The sequence below is a fragment of the Acidiphilium cryptum JF-5 genome (assembly GCF_000016725.1).
Classification (GTDB): domain Bacteria; phylum Pseudomonadota; class Alphaproteobacteria; order Acetobacterales; family Acetobacteraceae; genus Acidiphilium; species Acidiphilium multivorum.
Map to the genome: position 1 here is coordinate 2,177,739 of NC_009484.1, position 18,799 is coordinate 2,196,537.

19 protein-coding genes, 1 tRNA gene and 1 other RNA gene are annotated in these 18,799 nt (G+C 65.4%); 7 read left to right on the plus strand and 14 right to left on the minus strand.

Features of this window, described 5'->3' with window-relative positions; genetic code table 11:
• Positions 1 to 163: 163 nt before the first annotated feature.
• Positions 164 to 1,828 (plus strand): NAD+ synthase, encoded by a 1,665-nt coding sequence (locus ACRY_RS12405; RefSeq protein WP_192826783.1) that lies wholly within the window; start codon positions 164 to 166, stop codon positions 1,826 to 1,828.
• Here the strand turns inward: ACRY_RS12405 and ACRY_RS12410 are convergent, their stop codons facing one another.
• The 8 genes from ACRY_RS12410 to ACRY_RS12445 form a co-directional block, all read right to left on the minus strand.
• Entirely contained in the window at positions 1,829 to 3,328 is a 1,500-nt protein-coding gene (locus tag ACRY_RS12410) for a Hint domain-containing protein (RefSeq protein WP_012039736.1), read from the minus strand.
• Positions 3,329 to 3,654: 326 nt separating this feature from the next.
• Positions 3,655 to 3,924, minus strand: a complete 270-nt coding sequence (locus ACRY_RS12415; RefSeq protein WP_007421979.1) for an HU family DNA-binding protein — start codon at positions 3,922 to 3,924, stop codon at positions 3,655 to 3,657.
• Positions 3,925 to 4,367: 443 nt separating this feature from the next.
• Complete coding sequence (locus ACRY_RS12420) at positions 4,368 to 4,946, minus strand: DUF4337 domain-containing protein (protein WP_231295250.1); 579 nt, start codon at positions 4,944 to 4,946, stop codon at positions 4,368 to 4,370.
• A gap of 58 nt (positions 4,947 to 5,004) precedes the next feature.
• Positions 5,005 to 5,080: transfer RNA gene (locus ACRY_RS12425), tRNA-Phe, on the minus strand.
• Positions 5,081 to 5,173: 93 nt separating this feature from the next.
• Positions 5,174 to 5,437, minus strand: coding sequence for a cell division topological specificity factor MinE (minE, locus tag ACRY_RS12430; RefSeq protein WP_007421981.1), 264 nt, complete (start codon positions 5,435 to 5,437; stop codon positions 5,174 to 5,176).
• Positions 5,434 to 6,249 carry a septum site-determining protein MinD gene (minD, locus tag ACRY_RS12435; RefSeq protein WP_007421982.1) on the minus strand — a complete coding sequence of 272 codons (816 nt, stop codon included), beginning with the start codon at positions 6,247 to 6,249 and terminating at the stop codon, positions 5,434 to 5,436. The genes minE and minD overlap by 4 nt, the downstream gene beginning before the upstream one ends.
• Positions 6,250 to 6,259: 10 nt before the next feature.
• Positions 6,260 to 7,108 carry a septum site-determining protein MinC gene (gene minC / locus ACRY_RS12440; protein ID WP_012039737.1) on the minus strand — a complete coding sequence of 283 codons (849 nt, stop codon included), beginning with the start codon at positions 7,106 to 7,108 and terminating at the stop codon, positions 6,260 to 6,262.
• Between the two features lie 54 nt (positions 7,109 to 7,162).
• Positions 7,163 to 8,143, minus strand: a complete 981-nt coding sequence (locus tag ACRY_RS12445) for a Gfo/Idh/MocA family protein (protein WP_007421984.1) — start codon at positions 8,141 to 8,143, stop codon at positions 7,163 to 7,165.
• Positions 8,144 to 8,234: 91 nt separating this feature from the next.
• Between ACRY_RS12445 and secD the strand changes: the two genes are divergently transcribed.
• From secD to ACRY_RS12460, 3 genes are all read left to right on the plus strand, one after another.
• The gene (gene secD / locus ACRY_RS12450; RefSeq protein ID WP_007421985.1) at positions 8,235 to 9,815 is read left to right on the plus strand and encodes a protein translocase subunit SecD; all 1,581 of its coding nucleotides are present in this window, start codon (positions 8,235 to 8,237) and stop codon (positions 9,813 to 9,815) included.
• Between the two features lie 10 nt (positions 9,816 to 9,825).
• The gene (gene secF, locus ACRY_RS12455) at positions 9,826 to 10,806 is read left to right on the plus strand and encodes a protein translocase subunit SecF (protein WP_007421986.1); all 981 of its coding nucleotides are present in this window, start codon (positions 9,826 to 9,828) and stop codon (positions 10,804 to 10,806) included.
• A gap of 79 nt (positions 10,807 to 10,885) precedes the next feature.
• Complete coding sequence (locus ACRY_RS12460; protein ID WP_012039738.1) at positions 10,886 to 11,356, plus strand: DUF3775 domain-containing protein; 471 nt, start codon at positions 10,886 to 10,888, stop codon at positions 11,354 to 11,356.
• A gap of 3 nt (positions 11,357 to 11,359) precedes the next feature.
• Here ACRY_RS12460 and ACRY_RS12465 read toward each other — a convergent pair whose 3' ends face one another.
• From ACRY_RS12465 to ffs, 6 genes are all read right to left on the minus strand, one after another.
• The gene (locus tag ACRY_RS12465; RefSeq protein WP_012039739.1) at positions 11,360 to 12,076 is read right to left on the minus strand and encodes an SGNH/GDSL hydrolase family protein; all 717 of its coding nucleotides are present in this window, start codon (positions 12,074 to 12,076) and stop codon (positions 11,360 to 11,362) included.
• Positions 12,054 to 13,160, minus strand: a complete 1,107-nt coding sequence (locus ACRY_RS12470) for an OpgC domain-containing protein (RefSeq protein ID WP_012039740.1) — start codon at positions 13,158 to 13,160, stop codon at positions 12,054 to 12,056. The genes ACRY_RS12465 and ACRY_RS12470 overlap by 23 nt, the downstream gene beginning before the upstream one ends.
• Positions 13,157 to 13,747 (minus strand): recombination mediator RecR, encoded by a 591-nt coding sequence (gene recR, locus ACRY_RS12475; RefSeq protein WP_012039741.1) that lies wholly within the window; start codon positions 13,745 to 13,747, stop codon positions 13,157 to 13,159. Before recR ends, ACRY_RS12470 begins: the two co-directional genes overlap by 4 nt.
• 25 nt (positions 13,748 to 13,772) lie before the next feature.
• The gene (locus ACRY_RS12480) at positions 13,773 to 14,096 is read right to left on the minus strand and encodes a YbaB/EbfC family nucleoid-associated protein (RefSeq protein ID WP_012039742.1); all 324 of its coding nucleotides are present in this window, start codon (positions 14,094 to 14,096) and stop codon (positions 13,773 to 13,775) included.
• Entirely contained in the window at positions 14,096 to 15,940 is a 1,845-nt protein-coding gene (locus tag ACRY_RS12485) for a DNA polymerase III subunit gamma/tau (protein WP_012039743.1), read from the minus strand. The genes ACRY_RS12480 and ACRY_RS12485 overlap by 1 nt, the downstream gene beginning before the upstream one ends.
• Before the next feature lie 31 nt (positions 15,941 to 15,971).
• Positions 15,972 to 16,069: signal recognition particle sRNA small type (gene ffs / locus ACRY_RS18140), an RNA gene on the minus strand.
• Between the two features lie 78 nt (positions 16,070 to 16,147).
• On the opposite strand from ffs, the gene nudC reads away from it, so the two are divergent.
• The 3 genes from nudC (at position 16,148) to ACRY_RS12500 (ending at position 18,788) form a co-directional block, all read left to right on the plus strand.
• Positions 16,148 to 17,059: an NAD(+) diphosphatase gene (gene nudC / locus ACRY_RS12490; RefSeq protein WP_012039744.1), complete on the plus strand. Its 912-nt coding sequence runs from the start codon at positions 16,148 to 16,150 to the stop codon at positions 17,057 to 17,059.
• A gap of 89 nt (positions 17,060 to 17,148) precedes the next feature.
• Positions 17,149 to 17,748 carry an NAD(P)H:quinone oxidoreductase gene (wrbA, locus tag ACRY_RS12495; RefSeq protein ID WP_012039745.1) on the plus strand — a complete coding sequence of 200 codons (600 nt, stop codon included), beginning with the start codon at positions 17,149 to 17,151 and terminating at the stop codon, positions 17,746 to 17,748.
• A 110-nt stretch (positions 17,749 to 17,858) separates the two neighbouring features.
• Entirely contained in the window at positions 17,859 to 18,788 is a 930-nt protein-coding gene (locus tag ACRY_RS12500) for a purple acid phosphatase family protein (RefSeq protein WP_012039746.1), read from the plus strand.
• The last annotated feature ends 11 nt before the right edge of the window (positions 18,789 to 18,799 follow it).

Here is an 18,799-nt window from a genome sequence, read left to right on the forward strand (position 1 = left end):
TCTCCGATAAGAGGTTGGCTTGTCTTGCGGCCTGGCGATTCGGTCCGCCAGGCCGTGAGAGGGCGGTAACCAGACGTTGAGGCCAAATGATGGCAGGTTCGTAACAATCCGTCATAATCCGGCACGCGGTGACGACGGCACCAAAACCGCCTATCTAGCCGGCATGACCGACACACTCACGCTCGCCATCGCCCAGCTCGACCTTCATGTCGGCGCGATCGACCGCAATCTCGCGGCGATCCGCGCGGCCCGCGCCGAAGCCGCGCGCCGTGGCGCCGACCTGCTGGTCACGCCGGAACTCGGCATCGCCGGCTATCCGCCGGAAGATCTCGTGCTGAAGCCAGCCTTCGTTGCCGCCTGTGAAGCGGCTGCCGCCGAACTCGCCGCCGATACCGCGGATGGCGGGCCGGGCGTCATCGTCGGGCTGCCCTGGAGGGCGGAAGGCGCGCTGCATAATGCGGCTTTCGTGCTTGATGGCGGACGGATCATCGCCCGGCGGGCCAAGCACGAGTTGCCGAATTACGGCGTATTCGACGAAAAGCGGGTCTTCGCGCCCGGCCCGGCCCCCGGCCCGGTGATGTTCCGCGGGTTTCGCCTCGGGGTGATGATCTGCGAGGATTGGTGGCTGCCGGCCGTGTCGGAAACCCTGGCGGAGACCGGCGCGGAACTGCTCGTCTCGATCAACGGCTCGCCGTTCGAGGACGGCAAGCTGGGCGTGCGGTTGCAACTCGCGCTCAATCGCGTGGTGGAGACCGGCCTGCCCTTCGTCTTCGCGGCGATGACGGGCGGGCAGGACGAGATCGTTTTCGACGGCGCATCCTTCGCGCTGAATGCCGACCGCTCGCTGGCGCTGCGGATGCCGCATTTCCGTGCGGCGATCGAGACTCTCGTCTGGAAGCGGACAACCACGGGCCTGGTCGCGGAACCGCACGTTCTGCCGCCCGAGCCTGAGCGGCTCGACCTGGTCTACCGGGCAATGGTGATGGGACTGGCCGATTATGTGAACAAGAACGGGTTTCCCGGCGTCATTCTCGGCCTCTCGGGCGGGATCGACAGCGCGCTTTCGGCGGCGGTCGCGGTGGATGCGCTCGGGCCGGCGCGGGTGCGCGCGGTGATGATGCCGAGCCGCTATACCAGCGCGCACAGCCTCGAGGATGCCGCCGCCTGCGCGGATCTGCTCGGCATCCGCTGCGACACGGTGCCGATCGGCGGCGCCACCGAGGCTTTCGCCGCCGTGCTGGAACCGCTCTACGAGGGCCGGACACCGGATATCACCGAGGAGAACATCCAGTCCCGCGCGCGCGGACTGATCCTTATGGCGCTGTCCAACAAGCTTGGCCACATGGTGCTGACCACCGGCAACAAGTCGGAAATGTCGGTGGGTTACGCGACTCTCTACGGCGACATGTGCGGCGGCTATTCGGTGTTGAAGGATGTCTACAAGACGACGGTCTTCGCGCTGTCGCACTGGCGCAACGCCAATCGCCCGGCGGACGCGCTGGGGCCGGCCGGAGCAGTGATGCCCGAACGCGTGATCACCAAACCGCCCTCGGCAGAGCTGCGGGAGAACCAGACCGACCAGGATAGCCTGCCGCCCTACGACGTGCTCGACGCCGTGCTGGAAGGACTGGTTGAGGGCGAGAAATCGATCGAGGAACTGGTCGCGGCCGGGCATGATCGGGCGACCGTGGCACGCGTGTGGAAGCTGCTCGACCGTGCTGAATACAAGCGGCGCCAGGCGCCACCCGGCGTGAAGATTACCGCGCGCGCCTTCGGCCGCGACCGTCGCTATCCGATCACCAACGGATTCACCCGCCTGGTCGGCTGATCAGGATCCGACCCCGGCGGCAATGGCGCCGGCAACCGGGTAGCTCGTCTGCCCGGCGAGGCGCACCAGCAGCGTCTTGGCGCCGGCCGTCAGTGAAGCCGGGATGACGGCATCGCCATTGGTCCAGCGATGCCCGGACTCCAGCGCGTACCAGCCTTCCCCCAGCATTTCGCTCTCGAGCGGCACATGAACCATCCGCCCCTCGTTCATTATCAGCAGTTGGACGACGTCGAGACCGAGGCGACGGCGATCCTCGGCGTCCGGATGGAGTTCGGCGGGGACGACGACATTCGACATCAGCCGCAGATCGGTCGGCGACGCAGGCAGCTGCACGGCATAGGTCGTCGGATCGAGTGACGAGACGGGCAGGAAACGCCCGTTCGCGAGCACGCGCAGGCCGGGATCGGTCGTTATCTCGGCAGCTGGCAGCCGCGCATCGATGCGCGCCCGGATCGCGGCCAGCATCGGCCCCGATTCGACAAAGGGCGCACAACTGCGGGTTTCGCGCATCGTCTGTGCGAAATCGGGATGAAGGGTCATCGCATCATCGTCGCTTTCGAAGAAGCGGCGATTGCCCGTGTCGAGATAGGACTCGGTGGGCAGTCCTTCCGCGAGCAGGATGTCGTGGGTCTCGAGTTCGATGTGATAATAGGTGAAGCTGCGGCGTTGCTCCTGGACGATCGAGCGGCCGTTCACCAGCGCCTTGGCAGGCACGAGGCAACCATCGAGATAGATCGCATGATCGGGTGAGAGATAGAGTGTCCGCTCGGGCAGACCATCGTCGATTGCGCCGCGCTCGATCCGCACGGGCCAGACTGTTTCGGGCCGGGGATGGCGCTGGCTGTCGATCGTCCGGCGTCCGACCCAGCGCACCGGCCGCATGGCTCCGGATTTGGTGATCAGCCGATCGCCACGGTTCATGGTCTCAACCGGGATGTCGCCATTCAGGCCGAAGATCCTGGTTCCTTCGAGGAAACAAACCGAGGTGGTGACGCCGGCATTCCTGTCACTGGCCGGCTGCGGCGCGAGATCCGCAGACCCGGCGGAAGCGGCCGTCTGGTCCGCAACGCCTCTGGGCGCCAGATCGAAGGGGGACATCGCGGCTTGCGGTGAGGCAGCCTCCGCGGCGAAACGCGTCAGATCGACAAGGCCGGTCGTGCCGTGCATGTCCGTCTGCTGCAACGGTGCAACCGTGCTGACCTGGTCTTCCGCGTGTTCGTGAAGATCATTTTGCTCGATATCGAAGGACTCGTCCGGATCATCGGACGGATCGGAATCGATGCGCGGCATGGCAATGGGCGTCAGGACCGACAGCAGGAGTTCATCGGCATATTCGACATCGGCGGTTCCGCCGATAGTGCCGCTGATCGTGATCGGATCAACGGATGTGAACTGGAGATCCAGGATACCAAACGTCCTGGCTTCGGGATCGCGATTGCGCACTGCCGCGGACTGTGCCGGTTCCGGAGCCTTTCCGCCCGGCTTCGTCATCCTGCTCATCTTCTTCTCCCACCGGAACGTCGTGCCTGGCCCATAACAGGCATAAAAATCCGGGTAAGTTCAAAATTTGAAAAATTTTCAGTTTTATCTTTTTTTTTATACTTGATAGTATCGTATATGATTTCTGAAATTTGATCAAATTTATTATCGGTTATTTGAAGATGGCAACGCAAAACATTTTCGTTACAAAACTTTCTTTCTTATTTCGATCTCCCGGGTAGCGAGACAAATGCCGCAGGGTGAAAGCATGAAACACAACCGGAGCGACCCGCTCGGCGGATCGCTCCGGTCACAATACGCAGAAACCGGACCCCGGAGCTGAAGGGTCAGACCATCTTCTTGAGCGACGGCGATGCCTTGAATCGCACAGTCTTACCTGCTTTGACCTTGATTTCCTCGCCGGTGCGGGGGTTCACACCCTTGCGCGCCTTGGTCTTGCGGACGGTAAACGTGCCGAAGCTTGGAAGCGTGAACTTCCCGTTCTTTTTCAGTTCCTTGACGATTGCTTCCATCAGGTCCGTCGCGGCGCGGTTGGCGGCCACGCCCGTGATTTCGGCGGAGCCCTGAATGACCTCGGCGATAAACGCTTTCGACATGGTCGAAGCCTCTTTCCTGTCTAAGATCGGCTTTCGGGCCGATGCCGGCGTTTCCGGCAGGTTGGATAAATTGACGAATCGACCAACAACGAATCGATCGGCGGCGAATCTTGTAGCGATTCGCCGTATTATTCAACATACGAAAATGCGTTGACTGCCAATTTGCGCGCTCGTGGCGAAGTTGCGACGACACCGCAGCCGATTGTTCATCAATCGGCAAGAAAATCCGTTCAATCGAGCGAGATTGGCCAATCCAAGTGGCGAGGGCATCGGGATATCGATGCATTGCCGGTCGCTGATCCTTGATATTCGCCTACGAATTCACAGGCCAGGTCCGCTTGGCATCTTCAGACCCTACTGGATCGGATGGATGGCGATGCTGGCCTGATAGGAACGGCATGTATCCCCTGGCCGGTCAACCCCATTACGCCGGATGATGAGGCCTAGACGAACGCCATCACCACCAAACCGGCTAAAAACGACAGGCTTCCCAACGCAGCAGAGGCAAGACCGAACGTGAGGACGTCGGTAACGACGGAAACCGATGCCAGGACGATCGCGATCTGCAGCAGACCCACGACGATTTCGAGAAGGTGGTAACGCTCAAGCTGATGGTCGCGCGCCTCGGTCTGTCGCAGCGCCTGCGCGCGCAGTTGTGCCTTTCCTTCGCGGCCTTGCGGATCGGAGGCTTCCTTGTCTGCCCTTGCTTCGGCCGCCTGCGCCGCGCGCGCTGTTGCAGGGTCGTTATCCTGGGTGGCAAACGCCTTGAGCAACTGCGCCTGCGAACGTGCGATGTCGGCCTTGATCGCCTTGGCCTGGTAAAAGGACCAAGTGTCGTTCACGGCAATCTGCTTCGAGATATAGTCGTTCTGCGCCGATTTCTCGCCCATCTCGCAAATAGCGAGAGCGGCGGCGAGAATGCCGATCAGCAGCGCCATGCGCCGGGCGTGACGGTTTTCGGGGTGTTCGCGCAAATGCTTGTGGCGTTCGAGACTGTCCGTCGCCGTTTCAATACCGTCCATCACGCCGCCATCGGTGTCAGGGTAAAGCGCCAATCATCGGTCTGGGATATTGGGGCAGTGGTGCCCAGGGGCGGAATCGAACCACCGACACTGCGATTTTCAGTCGCATGCTCTACCAACTGAGCTACCTGGGCACGGCGCAATCAGCGCGACGCGGGGTTTAGCCGAAGCCGGCGCGCGCATCAAGTCATCACCCTGCAATAACCGGCGATGGCTGCCGCGCGCGCTCAGTTCTTTACGAGGGCGGCCTCCGGCATCTCGATGTCGATCTCGAGCGTGGACACCGTGCCATCGCGGCCGAGCTTGACGTTCACCTTCTCGCGGTCGATCGATACGTGCTTGGCGATCACGGCAAGAATTTCTTCCTGCAGCACCACGGCGAGATCGGATTGGCCGGAGAGCGCGCGTTCATGGGCGAGCAGGAGTTGCAGCCGCTCGCGCGCAACCGGAGCGGTGCTGCGCGAGCGGGTGAAAAAATTGAACAGGTTCATGCGACCTTCCTGCCGAACAGACGGCTCATCAAGGTCTTCTTTTCGACCGGTGCGGTAATTTCGATCGTCTCGCCCATCAGCCGCCGGGCCGAATCGATATAGGCGCGGGCGGGCGCGGATGTTGGACTGTGCAACGTGACGGGACAGCCGACATTCGAGGCGCGCAGCACGTCCTCGCTGTCAGGGATGATGCCGATCAGAGGGATCGCGAGGATTTCCAGGATATCCTCGACCTTCAGCATCTCGCCACGGGCGGCGCGGCCGGCGTCGTAGCGGGTGAGCAGGAGGTGCTTCTCGATCGTTTCGCCCGCCTCGGCCCGCACGGTTTTCGAATCCAGCAGGCCGATGATCCGGTCGGAGTCGCGCACCGAGGACACCTCGGGGTTGGTCACCACCACGGCGACGTCGGCGTGGCGCATCGCGAGCGTGGCGCCACGCTCGATGCCGGCGGGGCTGTCGCAGATGATCCAGTCGAACTTCTCGCGCAGCTCGCCAATCACCCGTTCGACGCCTTCAGGCGTCAGCGCATCCTTGTCGCGGGTCTGCGACGCGGGCAGGAGCGACAGCGTGTCGACCCGCTTGTCGCGGATCAGCGCCTGCGCGAGTTTCGCATCGCCCTGCACGACGTTGACCAGGTCGAACACGACACGACGCTCGGCACCCATGACCAGATCCAGATTGCGCAAGCCGACATCGAAATCGACCACCACGACATTCTGCCCAGCCTGGGCGAGAGCTGCGCCCAGCGAGGCCGAAGAGGTCGTCTTGCCGACGCCGCCCTTGCCCGATGTGACTACGAGAACCTTCGCCATGAATGAATTCCTATCCCAATGCTGCGAGGCGCAGCTCCTTGTCATCCAGCCAGACCTGCACCGCCCGCCCCTGCAGGCCGGTGCCCCAGTGATCCGCCGTGCGGTAGAGACCGTCGATCGCGAGCAGTTCGGCTGCGAGGCGGGAGCAGAAGATCCGCGCCTCGTGACCGTTCGCGAGACCGGCGACGGCACGGCCGCGGAGCGTGCCGTAAACATGGATCGACCCGCCGGCAATAAGTTCGGCGCCCGAGGCAACAGGGCCGATCACCGTGATGTCGCCATCCTCGAAGACGATCGACTGGCCGGAACGGACCGGGCGGTCGATCAGCAGCGACGGGCGGGCCGAAGGAACAAGGGGTGCGGCTGGTGCCTCGACCGCCATGGCGGCTTCGGGTTCCGGAATCTCGATCGCACGGTCGCTACGACCTTCCCGACCCGGCGGAGCGAGATTGACGCCAAACCAGGGCGTTCCGGCCAGCCGCTCCATCTCCACCCCCTCGACGCCGATGATGCGCAGGTCACGCGCCTCGAGCGCCTTGAGAACGGCGGGAAGATCATCGCCGGTCATCGCAAGAAGGGCGAGATTGACCACAACGGGGCGGCCCTCGAAAAAGCCGACGGAGCGCTGGATCTGCCGGTCGAGCGCATCGAGCCAGGCGCCGAAAGGCGATTCCGGCATGACGACCATGGCCATGAAGGTACGGCCACGGATTCGAATCGCAGGAAGCGGAATGGCTGTTTCAGACACGTGACCGACGTAGCGGGCCGCGGCTTGGCGCGTCAACAAGGGATTTTGGAAAAGTCCAGAAGCCAGCGAAACGATCAAGGACAGGACTGGATTTTTCCGGTTGGCCCGCATGTGCCCGATAGATGGCCCGGCAGGCCGCGACTCGGCGTGGCTGCTCCCCTCTTTTCAGTGCCCGCCGATCAGACCCGATGCCTCGGCCCTCGCACGGCTTTCCGCGATCGATCGTCCAACGCCGATCGCCGCCTCCAGCGCGCGACGCCCGGCTTCGGCGTCGACCAGCACCGGTGCGCCGTCCAGGCACGCGGCATGGAACGCGGCGTGCTCGGCGGCCAGCGCATCATGGTCTTCCCAGCCGGCCTGCTCGATGCCGAATTCCTCGAAACCGGGCATCCGCGGACCTCCGCCCTGCCCTCGCCCGACAAGGCTCAGCCGGCGCGCCGCGAAATCCACCGCGAGATAGCCCGCCTCGGAAAATATTCTCATCCGCCGCTCGGTCTTGAGGGAAATTCGGCTCGCGGTGACGGTGGCGACACAGCCGTTCACAAAGCGCACCCGTGCATTGGCGATATCCTCATGCGCGCTGGCGACTGCCGCGCCGACCGCATCGATGCTTTCGATCGGCTGGGCTACCAGGGCGAGAATGAGGTCAAGATCGTGGATCATCAGGTCGAGGATCACCGATACGTCGGTGCCGCGCGGCTTGAACGGGGCGATTCGCACGGCCTCGATATAAAGAGGCTTGCCCATCCGCGCGGCGACCGCGCCGTGGGCGGCGGAAAACCGCTCGAGATGCCCGACCTGGAGCACGAGGCCGCGCTCACACGCGAGGCGCCCGAGGATTTCCGCTTCTTCCACCGTCGCGGCAATCGGCTTTTCGACGAGAACATGGCGCCCGGCCTCGAGCGCGCGCCGGGCCAGGGCGAAATGGGAGTCGGCCGGAGCGGCGACGATCACCGCGTCGGACGTCGCGATCAGTTCGTCGAGCGGGCGGACGACACAACCGGCTTCCGCCGCCACCGCCGCGGCACGGCCCGCATCGGGATCGGACACGCCGACCAGATCGGCCCGCTCGGAAGCGGCCGTCTTCAACGCATGGTAGCGGCCGAAATGGCCGACCCCGATCACACCAACCCCGAGTTTCTGCATCACTTTCCGTTCCCGACCGCAGCGGGCTTGCACCCGCAAGCCGAGGCCGCCATACCACCCATGCCTTGCCGTTGGGAGCCCTTCGCCTGTCATGCTTTATTTCACGCGCCTGAAAACCACCCTGATCGTGCTGTTCTGCGCGATCGGCGTGCTGCTCACGCTGCCGAACCTGATCAAGCGGCCGGTGCCGGGCATTCCCTGGCCACAGATCCATCTCGGCCTCGACCTGCGCGGCGGATCCTACCTGCTGATGCAGATCGACATGAACGCCGTCGTGAAGGAGCAGCTTGCGAACCTGACCGACGAGGTGCGCCACGCCCTGCTCCAGGCCGATATCGGCTATACCGATCTCGGCGGGGACGTTGCAGCGCGGCGGGTCCAGTTCAATCTCGTCAAGCCGGGCGAGGCACCGAAGGTGCGGCAGATCCTCGCGAAGCTGGTCTCGCCGGTGGCGGCGGCCGGCGGCGCGCCGGATCTGGACGTGAAGGTGTCGGATGCCGGAGCCGCAACGCTGACCCTCTCGCGCCCGGCACTGATCGCCAAGCAGACGCAGGCCATCGCCCAGTCGATCACCATCATCGGCCGCCGCATCGACGGCAGCGGCGTGGTGGACCCGCAGATCGCGCGGCAGGGCGCGGACCAGATCGTCATCCAGTTGCCCGGCGTGTCCGACCCGAACCAGATCAAGAAACTGCTCGGCAAGACCGCTCACATGACCTTCCACATGGTCGCGGAGGACGTGAACCCGGAGACCAAGACACCGCCGCCTGGCGTCGAGATCCTGCCGATGAGCGATGGCAGCGGCCGGAAGCTCGCGATCCGCTCGCGCGTCGCGGTCGACGGCGCGGACCTGACCAACGCCCAGGCCGGGCAGGACCCGCAGAGCGGGCAATGGGTGGTGAACTTCACCTTCAACAGTGTCGGCGCCCGCAAATTCGCCGACATCACGACCCATAACGTCGGCAAGCTGTTCGCCATCGAGCTCGACCGCAAGATCATCGAGGCGCCGGTGATCCGCACGCCGATCGTCGGCGGGCGGGGACAGATATCGGGCAGCTTCACGGCCAAGAGCGCATCCGACCTCGCCCTGTTGCTGCGCGCCGGGGCCCTGCCCGCCCCGCTCAAGGTGGTCGAGCAGCAGAGCGTCGGGCCGGAACTCGGCGCCGACGCGATCCGCGCCGGCATCGTCTCGCTGGCGGTGGGCTTCGTGCTGGTCATCACCTTCATGGCGAGTTTCTATGGCCTGTTCGGCTGGTTCGCGAACATCGCCCTCGTGGTCAATCTGCTGCTGTTGATCGCCGTGCTGTCGCTCATGGGGGCGACGCTGACGCTGCCGGGCATGGCGGGCATCCTGCTGACGCTCGGCATGGCGGTGGACTCGAACGTGCTGATCAACGAGCGCGTGCGCGAGGAGGTCAAGCTCGGCCGCAAGCCGCTCGCGGCGCTGGAGGCCGGCTACAAGCGCGCCTACGGCACCATCATCGACAGTAACGTGACGACGCTGCTGGCCCACATCATGCTGTTCATCTTCGGATCGCCGCCGGTGCGCGGCTTCGCGGTGACCATCTGTGTCGGCATCATCACAACCCTGTTCACGTCGACCGTGCTGGTCCGGCTGATCACGGCGCGCTGGTATGTCGCGCGCCGTCCCGCCGCGCTGCCGGTTCTCTGAGGCCCGCGCCATGAAATTCCTCACCCGCCCCGCCTTCCGCCTGGTGCCGGACGGCACGCGCATCCAGTTCATGAAGGGACGGTTCATCGGCCTCGCGGTCTCGGCCATTCTCTCGACCGCGTCGGTGATCCTGTTCTTTCATCCCGGCCTCAATCTCGGCCTCGATTTCCGCGGCGGCGTCGTCATTCAGGTGGCAACGCCGCAGAAGCCGGATTTCACCAGGCTGCGGGCGGAACTCGCGGCGGTGCATCTGCCCGGCGCCTCCCTGCAGAGCTTCGGCGGCGACAAGGGCGTGCTGATCAGCCTCGAATCCCAGGACAATGCGAAGGATACGCAGAAATCCCTCGCCGCCGCGGAAGGGGTGGTGAAGCAGAACCTGCCCGGTGCGAAGATCCTCTCGACCCAGGCGATCGGCGCCTCGGTCTCGGCGACGCTGTTCCAGCAGGGGCTGATCGCGCTCGGGATCAGCTTCCTGATGATCCTGGTCTACATCTGGTTCCGCTTCGAGTGGCAGTTCGCCGTCGGCGCGGTGGCGACGCTGATCCTCGACGTGACCAAGACGATCGGCTTCATGGTCATCACCCGCCTGCCCTTCGACCTGGTGACCATCGCCGCGATCCTGACCGTGATCGGCTATTCGACCAACGACAAGGTCGTAGTCTATGACCGGATGCGGGAAAACCTGCGCAAATACAAGACCATGCCGCTGCGCGAGCTGATCGACCTGTCGATCAACGAAACCCTCAACCGCACGCTCGGCACATCCAGCACGGTGTTCCTCGCCGCCCTGCCGCTTGCCCTGTTCGGCGGCGCCTCGCTCTCCGGCTTCGCCTGGGTGATGTTGTTCGGCATCGTCGTCGGCACCTCGTCGTCGATCTATATCGCGGCGCCGATCCTGCTGCTGCTCGGCGAGCACCGGTTGCGCCGGGGCAACCCGAAAGTCGCCGACGATCCGACCGTCGCGAAGGACACGGCCCGCGCCTCGCGCTGAGAGACTCGCCTTCCGGAGGACTTCAAACCCGAAGGCGCAATGCACAGATCCGGAGTCGCACCGATGAGGAGACCCCGCCATGGCCGATCCGGATCGTGACAGGAAACGCGTGATCGACACCGAGGAACCCGAGCCGGTTCCGCTCGAAATCCCGCCCGAGCATGTCGCCTTCATTATCCTCAAGGCACGCGCCGTCGAGGCCCATTTGCCGCCGGTCGAGCCGGAGGAAGAGCCCGAAGCGGGCACGCCTCCGCCCGAGGAGGAGACCGATATGCTCGACGAGCAGGCCGGCGATGAAAGCGAGACGGAGTTGCGGGAGGCCATCGACCTTCTGTCCGACGAGGCCGCGACCGACCTGCTGGCTCTCTTTCTTGTCGGCCGCGGTGATTTCGGCAGGGACGAGTGGGCCGACGCCCGCGCCCAGGCGGCGGAGCAGATCAACGGCAACCTTGCTGATGACCTGCTCGGCGAAACCGGCCTCGGCGACATGCTCGAGGAAGGGCTGAACGCGCTCGGCTATGCGCCCGAGGCTCTCGAACCGGACGCCTGAACGCTATTTCACCGCAGCGACGATCGAATCGGCCAGCGCCGCCGCGGTGCAGGCATAGCCCCGGTCGTTCATGTGCATGCCATCGGCGGCGAGGAAACCGGAGGGATCGGCGCCGGCGCGCGCCCAAGCGCGCATGAGCACATCGCGCGAGAACAGGCCCACCCGGTAACGCCGGGCCAGATGAGCAAGGGCGGCGTTGATCCGCGCATTGTCGGGCGAGTGCAACAGGCGGCGCGACCGCTGGTTATCCATCAGCACCACATCGAGATTGGCTGCGCGAAGTCTGCGCAATCCCTGCTCCACCAGAGCGGTGAACCGGTCCGGTGATTCGCCGCGCATCGCCGCATTGGCGCCGACCTGCCAGATGACCAGCACGGGCCGCAGGGCAAGCACATCGCGCTCCATCCGGCGGTCCTCGCGCAGCGCATCCTCGCCGCTGATGCCGCGATTGATCACGCTGATCTCCGCGTCCGGCAACCGGTCGCCAAGGTCGTCCTGCAACATCGCGGGATAGGAATCGCCGATGTCGTGCGCCATCGCCCCCCAGGTGGATGACGAACCGATCGCCGCGATCACGACCGGCTGGCCCTGGTGGATCGCGGCCCGCAGATGCGGCAGACGCAGATATTGCACCGGCACGGTCGGGCAGGACGGCGCGGCCGCCGCCGTCCCGGCCAATGCGAAAAGCAGCAGGAGACTAGGAAACAGACGGTTTGGCATCTTTCACCCTGTACCAGGCGGCGATCGCGGCGACGCCGAGCAGCGCGGCGAGACCGGTGAGATTGACGACGATCTGCATCGCCCAGCCGTCATCGGTGTCCATCACGATGCGCCCGGCATAGGAGAGCAGGATACTCGCGCAATAGGTTGGCAAGCCGTACTGGCCGATCAGGACGAAGACGCGGGCGAGGCGGCTGCTCAGAAACCGTCCTTCGGCGCGGACATGGCGGGAGGCGAGCCAGGCAAGCGAGAGAATGGAGGCCAGCCGGTACGGATGCAGGCCGGTTTTGTCGATATTGCTCACGAATGGCTTGAGCAGTGGCGGGATGTGCTTCGCGAGGGACGGCTCGATCCATGTGGTCAGCAGGATCGCGAAGCCGATCAGCAGCAGCACGACCGCAACCGCATCGGTCGCGAGAACGGGCAAATCCGGCTTGCCATAGCGCGAGAACAGCATGCCGAGGACGAAGAGCAACTGCCAGGTGAACGGGTTGAAGTACCAGCCGTGGCCACTGTGGGTCGGCAGGTTCCAGCCATAGATCCGTGCGCCGGCATAGAGCGCGAAACTGAGCACGAGCAGTGCGCGCGGAAAGCGCAGCATGAAGAGCAGCGGCGCGATGCCGCCCATGATGGCGACATAGAGCGGCAGGACATTCAGATAGGCCGGCTGGTAGAGCAGCGGCACGGCCTCGATGATTGCCGAAAGCGGCTTCGCAACCAGATGATCGATTCCCACCCCGGAAATGTATTGCGGCCGCGCGAACCAGATGGCCGCAAGCGCCACCTGCGCTGCGAACAGCACGAAGAGGAAAATATGCGCGATATAGAGCGTCCAGGCGCGCTTGAGCATGTCGGCCGAGGCGGAAAGTGGCCCCGCGCGATCCATTTTGCGGCCATAGACAAGGGCGGCGGCAAAGCCGGCAAGCAGGATGAAGATTTCCGTCGCGTCGTTCAGTGCGAGGTTGCGCACGGTGAAGCGGGCCAGTGTGTCGTGCGGGATATGGTCGAGAAAGATGCAGAACAGCGCGATGCCGCGGAAGAAATCGACCCTGAGGTCGCGCCCGTCGCGGACGAGTTGCATCATCCGGCAGCGCGGCGGGCGGAAAGCGCGAGGGCGAGTGTGCCCTCGTCGAGGATTTCGATACTGCCGCCGACGGGAACGCCCTGGGCAAGCCGGGTAACGCTCACGCCACAGGTTGCGAGCCGTTCGGTGAGATAATGCGCGGTGGCCTGGCCATCGACGGTGGCCGGCAGGGCGAGAATCACCTCGCGCACCGATCCGTCGAGCCGGGCGACGAGTCGGTCGATGCCAAGATCTTCGGGGCCATGGCCGGCAATGGCCGACAACAGGCCGCCGAGGACATGATAGCGGCCGCGATAGACTGCCGCGCGTTCCAGCGCCCATTGATCGGCCACCGTCTCGACCACGCAGATCAGCGGTTCGCGGGCGGCATCGGCGCAGATCATGCAGGGTTGTTGGGAATCCAGTCCGCCGCAAACCGGGCAGACGGCGACGCGCTGGCAAGCGGCATCAAGGGCCGCGATCAGCGGCAGCAGGCGCTGCTCGCGCTCGGCCATCAGCCGCAGCACGATGCGCCGCGCCGAACGCGGCCCGAGACCCGGCAGCCGCGCCATCAGCCCGACCAGCCGCTCGATCTCCGGGCCCATCATCGCAGGAATATCCGCCTATGCAGCCTCAGAACGGCAGCTTCATGCCGGGCGGCAGCGAAATCCCGCCCGTCACTTTCTGCATTTCCTCGGCAGCGAGGGTTTCCAGCCGCGACTTGGCGTCGCGATGGGCGGCGACGATCAGGTCCTGAAGCATCTCGGCATCGTTCGGGTCGATCAGCTTGGGATCGATCTCGATCCCCTTCATCTCCCCCTTGCCGGACAGCGTGACCTTCACCAGGCCGGCGCCGGCCTCGCCCCGGATCTCCATGGCTTCGAGACGCGTCTGCATCTCCTGCATGTTCTGCTGCATCTGCTGGGCCTGCTTCATCAGGCCGGCGAGGTTCTTCATCAGTCGATCTCCATGGCATCGGCGATGTCGTCGTCGGAAATCGGCGGGACATCGTCGAAGCGGTCATCATCCATCACGGGCGGCTCCGCAAGGGCGGGCGGCGCGTCGACCTCGACGCTCGCGATCTTCGCCCCAGGAAACGTCTCGAAGATGGCCCTGACCAGCGGATGGTCGAGTGCCTCGTTGCGCGCCGTCTCGCGTGCCGTGGTTTCGGCCTCGACCATGCTCGGTGCGCCGGCGGCGCGGGATAGGGCGATGGTCCATCGCCGTCCGGTTTCCGCCTCGAGAAACCTGGCGAGGCGGGACGAAAGATCGCGAGGCGCCTCGGGGGTAAGGTTCAGTTCGATCACCGGCGGCGCGAACCGCACCAGCCGGGCATCGTGGCGGAGATGGGCATAGAGCAAGGCGTCCCGCTTCTCGCCGGCCAGGGCAATCACGTCCTCGAACCGGGCAAGGCGCGGGGCCGTTGCCGGGGCGGTCTCGGCCGGCGCGACCGGGGCGCCGTTCACCACCGCCCTTGGGGCCGGGCCGGGCGCGGACGCGGGCACGGCATTGCCGCGGGCCACCGTCCCCTCGCCAGACAGGCGCCGAACCAGTTCGCCGGGTGGCGGCAGGTCGGACACGTAGCAGAGGCGGATCAGGATCATGTCGGCGGCGGCGCGCCGGTCGGTCGCCTGCTCCACCTCGGCGACGCCCTTGAGCAGCATCTGCCAGAGGCGGCCGAGAAACGGCACCGAAAGCCGCGCGGCCAGCGGCGCGCCGCGGGCGCGGTCGAGCTCGGGCAATTCGCTGCCCTCGGCCAGGGCCGGGATCGCCTTCAGGCGCGAGAGCGTATGGGCGAGGCCGAGCAGATCCTGCATCACCAATACCGGATCGGCGCCGGCTTCATGCGCGCGGTCCATCACGCCGAGCGCACCGGCGGGATCGCCGGCGGCGACGGCCTCCAGCAGATCGAAGACCATGCCGCGATCGGCCAGGCCGAGCATATCGGCCACCAGTTCGGCCGTGACCGGTGCCCCCTCATCGGCCCGGGCGATCGCCTGGTCGAGCAGGGAGAGCCCGTCGCGCACCGACCCGTCGGCGGCGCGCGCGACGGCGTCGAGCGCGCCACCTTCGACCGCGACCGCCTCCTTCTCCGCGATGCGGGCAAAATGCGCGGCCAGCACATCGACCGGCACGCGCTTGAGGTCGAAACGCTGGCAGCGCGAGAGCACGGTGATCGGCACCTTGCGGATTTCCGTGGTGGCGAACACGAATTTCACGTGCGGCGGCGGTTCCTCCAGCGTCTTGAGCAGCGCGTTGAACGCGTTGCGCGAGAGCATGTGGACCTCGTCGACGATGAACACCTTGGTGCGGGCGATCATCGGGCGGAAGCGCGTCGCCTCGATGATCTCGCGCACGTCGTCGACCCCGGTGTTCGAGGCCGCGTCCATCTCCACCACGTCGGGGTGGCGGTCGGCGAGGATCGCCACGCAATTATCGCACACGCCGCAGGGATCGGGCGTGGGACCGCCCTGCCCGTCCGCCCCGGTGCAGTTCAGCGCGCGGGCGAGAATCCGCGCCGTCGTCGTCTTGCCCACACCGCGCACGCCGGTGAGCATGAAGGCGTGGGCGATGCGGTTCATCGCGAAGGCGTTGCGCAGGGTGCGGACCAGCCCGTCCTGGCCGATTAGGTCGTCGAAGGTGGTCGGGCGGTATTTGCGGGCGAGGACGCGGTAGGACTCGGCATGGACCGGGGCGGCGGCCTCGGGCAATTCGTCGTCGCCGAACAGCGACGGTCCCGGCGGCGGCGGCTCGGACCTAGGCTGATCGTCCGTCTCGTCGTCGTCGAACAGACCGGCCATGCGCCTCCGATGAGCTGGGCTGGATTGAGAGGTGGGAGACCGGAACCGCGACCCGTGCGGAAACTCGTTGCGGCTGCTGCCTTCCGGCCCTGACCGGGTTGGCGAGGCGCCCGTCCGCGACCGGCCTCCCGCTTTCCATATCTATCCTTTGAAGCCTCTTTGCAAGGCCGGCTTGCCGGCACCGTGGACCGGTGCCACCTTCCCGCCATGCACGATATTCCGCTCCCTTCCGCCCTGCTCTACAGCTCCGCCCGGCTCGACCGCGCCAGCCACCGCCGCACCGATGCCGACTGGCTGGCCGCGGCCCGCGCCGATACGGGCGCAGGCTTCGTCGCCTACTGGCGCGGCAAGCTGCTGATCGCTCCCGAACCGGAACCCCGCGCCGTGCTCGATGCCCCGCCGCGCGAGGACGCGGGGGAAAGCGTCTTTCTCGGGCTGATGAACGGCAGCCCGGTCTTCGCCGTCGATCTTTCGGCACATGACGCGCCGCTCGATGCGTTGCACCGTCCGCGCGGCGCGTTTCTCGAACTGCGCGGGCTGACCGCGACGCTGCCGGCCGAGGAGGCCGGGCTGCTCGCCACGGCGCGCGGCCTGCTCTACTGGCAATCCCGCCACAAATTCTGCGGCGTGTGCGGCGGCGCCTGCGCTCCCGAACGCGGCGGCCACACCATGCGCTGCGCGCAATGCGGCACCGAGCATTTCCCGCGCACCGATCCGGCGGTGATCATGCTGGTTGCGAAAGGCGACCGCGTGCTGCTCGGCCAGTCACAGAAATTTCCGCCCGAGCGGAACATGTTCTCGACCCTCGCCGGCTTCGTCGAACCGGGCGAAAGTCTCGAAGATGCGGTGCGCCGCGAAACCCTTGAAGAGGTCGGCGTTCACGTGGGAACGGTTTCCTATACCGGCAGCCAGCCCTGGCCGTTTCCGGCCTCACTGATGCTGGGTTTCCGTGCCGAAGCGGTGAGCGAGGCGATCACGCTCGACGCCGAGGAAATGCGCGCCGCCGCGTGGTTCACCCGCGCGGATCTCGCGAACCGCCGCGAGGCGGGCTTCAACCTGCCGCCACGGGATTCGATCGCGCGCAAGCTGATCGAGGACTGGATTGCCGAGGAGCATTGAACCAGACACCGAATTGTCATCAGATAACGTTTGATATCGAACGAATTGCGTCGTATAGCGGGCGCATCACAACCTGACGGAGAGTCGAAATGGCGAAAGTTCTTGTGCTCTACTACAGCACCTGGGGCCATGTTGAGACGATGGCCAAGGCCGTGGCGGAAGGGGCGAAGGCCGCCGGAGCGGAGGTGACGCTGAAGCGCGTGCCGGAGACCATGCCGGAAGACACCGCGAAGGCGATCCACGCAAAGACCGACCAGGACGCGCCGGTCGCAACGCCGGCGGAACTCGCCGACTACGACGCGATCATTTTCGGCACGCCCACGCGCTTCGGCAACATGTGCGGCCAGATGCGCAATTTCCTCGACCAGACCGGCGGCCTTTGGGCCAAGGGCGCGCTGATCGGCAAGGTCGGCTCGGTCTTCGCCTCGACCGGCACCCAGCATGGCGGCCAGGAAACCACCATCACCTCGTTCCATACCACGCTGTTCCATCACGGCATGATCGTGGTCGGTGTTCCGTATTCCAACCCGGAGCTGACCAACATGAACGAGATCACCGGCGGCACGCCGTATGGCGCAACCACACTGGCCGGCGCCGACGGTTCCCGCCAGCCGAGCGCCAACGAACTCGCCATTGCCCGCGCGCAGGGCAAGCATGTCGCCGGGATCGCCGCAAAGCTCGCCGGCTAAACGGACGAACGGGCGGCGCCGCAAGGGCCGCCCTTTGTCCCCGTCTTGTCATATGACTTCACCGGGACAGCGGGGTAGACGGGGGCCGAATTGATCGATGGAGGTCCCGCATGACAATATCCCGCCGCGGTTTTCTGGGCACCGGCGCCGAACTCACGGCCGCCTCCCTGCTTGCCGCCGCGCCGGCCGCGCATGCCGGAACGGCCGATGCATTTCGCTTCCTCTCGATCGGTGACTGGGGCCGCGACGGCGCGCATCATCAGCGCAACGTCGCCCAGGCCATGGCTGATCGGGCCGCCGCCGATTCGCCGCGCTTCATCCTTTCGCTTGGCGACAATTTTTATGAATCCGGTGTGAAATCCGTCAACGATCCGCAGTGGAAAACCAGCTTCGAGGACGTCTACGACCAGGCCTCGCTGCAGCGCCCGTGGAAAGTAATCCTCGGCAACCATGATTATCGCGGCAACGTGCCCGCGCAGATCGAATATTCGAAACGCTCGAAGCGCTGGCAGTTGCCGGCCCGCTACTACACCCACACCGAAACGCTGCCCGGCGGCGGCGAGGCGGAGATCTTCTTCCTCGATTCCTCGCCCTTCATCCGGAAATATGTTGGCACAGTCACCGATATTTCCGGGCAGGACCCGCACGCCCAGCGCGCCTGGCTCGATGATGCGCTCGGTCGATCGGCCGCCCGCTGGAAGATCGTGGTGGGGCATCATCCGCTCTACACCGCCCTTGGCGGACCCGGCCACGACCAGCCCGATCTGATCGCGGCACTCGAACCGGTCCTGCGCCGCCATGGCGTGAAGCTCTACATCAACGGCCATGACCACTCGATGCAATATGTCGAGATGGGCGGAGTTTCCTACGTGACCAACGGCGTCGGATCGGAAATCTACGATCCCGGCACGCCGAGCCGCGCGGGATTCTGCCTTGGCGCACATGGCTTCCTGACGACGTCAGTCACACGCGAGGCGATTGCGTTCGCCTTCATCGACATGGACGGCAAGACGCGTTTCGCGAAGTCCATCTCGGCCTGAGGTCGTCGCGC

Excerpts from the sequence above, each read along its gene's own strand:
- ACRY_RS12420 (WP_231295250.1), bottom strand. The coding sequence starts at position 4,946 with ATGGACGGTATTGAAACGGCGACGGACAGTCTCGAACGCCACAAGCAT.
- ACRY_RS12460 (WP_012039738.1), top strand. The coding sequence starts at position 10,886 with ATGGCCGATCCGGATCGTGACAGGAAACGCGTGATCGACACCGAGGAA.
- ACRY_RS12415 (WP_007421979.1), bottom strand. The coding sequence starts at position 3,924 with ATGTCGAAAGCGTTTATCGCCGAGGTCATTCAGGGCTCCGCCGAAATC.
- secD (WP_007421985.1), top strand. The coding sequence starts at position 8,235 with ATGCTTTATTTCACGCGCCTGAAAACCACCCTGATCGTGCTGTTCTGC.
- secF (WP_007421986.1), top strand. The coding sequence starts at position 9,826 with ATGAAATTCCTCACCCGCCCCGCCTTCCGCCTGGTGCCGGACGGCACG.
- wrbA (WP_012039745.1), top strand. The coding sequence starts at position 17,149 with ATGGCGAAAGTTCTTGTGCTCTACTACAGCACCTGGGGCCATGTTGAG.
- minC (WP_012039737.1), bottom strand. The coding sequence starts at position 7,108 with ATGCGGGCCAACCGGAAAAATCCAGTCCTGTCCTTGATCGTTTCGCTG.
- recR (WP_012039741.1), bottom strand. The coding sequence starts at position 13,747 with ATGATGGGCCCGGAGATCGAGCGGCTGGTCGGGCTGATGGCGCGGCTG.
- ACRY_RS12500 (WP_012039746.1), top strand. The coding sequence starts at position 17,859 with ATGACAATATCCCGCCGCGGTTTTCTGGGCACCGGCGCCGAACTCACG.
- ACRY_RS12410 (WP_012039736.1), bottom strand. The coding sequence starts at position 3,328 with ATGAGCAGGATGACGAAGCCGGGCGGAAAGGCTCCGGAACCGGCACAG.
- ACRY_RS12405 (WP_192826783.1), top strand. The coding sequence starts at position 164 with ATGACCGACACACTCACGCTCGCCATCGCCCAGCTCGACCTTCATGTC.
- nudC (WP_012039744.1), top strand. The coding sequence starts at position 16,148 with ATGCACGATATTCCGCTCCCTTCCGCCCTGCTCTACAGCTCCGCCCGG.
- ACRY_RS12485 (WP_012039743.1), bottom strand. The coding sequence starts at position 15,940 with ATGGCCGGTCTGTTCGACGACGACGAGACGGACGATCAGCCTAGGTCC.
- ACRY_RS12470 (WP_012039740.1), bottom strand. The coding sequence starts at position 13,160 with ATGATGCAACTCGTCCGCGACGGGCGCGACCTCAGGGTCGATTTCTTC.
- ACRY_RS12445 (WP_007421984.1), bottom strand. The coding sequence starts at position 8,143 with ATGCAGAAACTCGGGGTTGGTGTGATCGGGGTCGGCCATTTCGGCCGC.
- minE (WP_007421981.1), bottom strand. The coding sequence starts at position 5,437 with ATGAACCTGTTCAATTTTTTCACCCGCTCGCGCAGCACCGCTCCGGTT.
- minD (WP_007421982.1), bottom strand. The coding sequence starts at position 6,249 with ATGGCGAAGGTTCTCGTAGTCACATCGGGCAAGGGCGGCGTCGGCAAG.
- ACRY_RS12480 (WP_012039742.1), bottom strand. The coding sequence starts at position 14,096 with ATGAAGAACCTCGCCGGCCTGATGAAGCAGGCCCAGCAGATGCAGCAG.
- ACRY_RS12465 (WP_012039739.1), bottom strand. The coding sequence starts at position 12,076 with ATGCCAAACCGTCTGTTTCCTAGTCTCCTGCTGCTTTTCGCATTGGCC.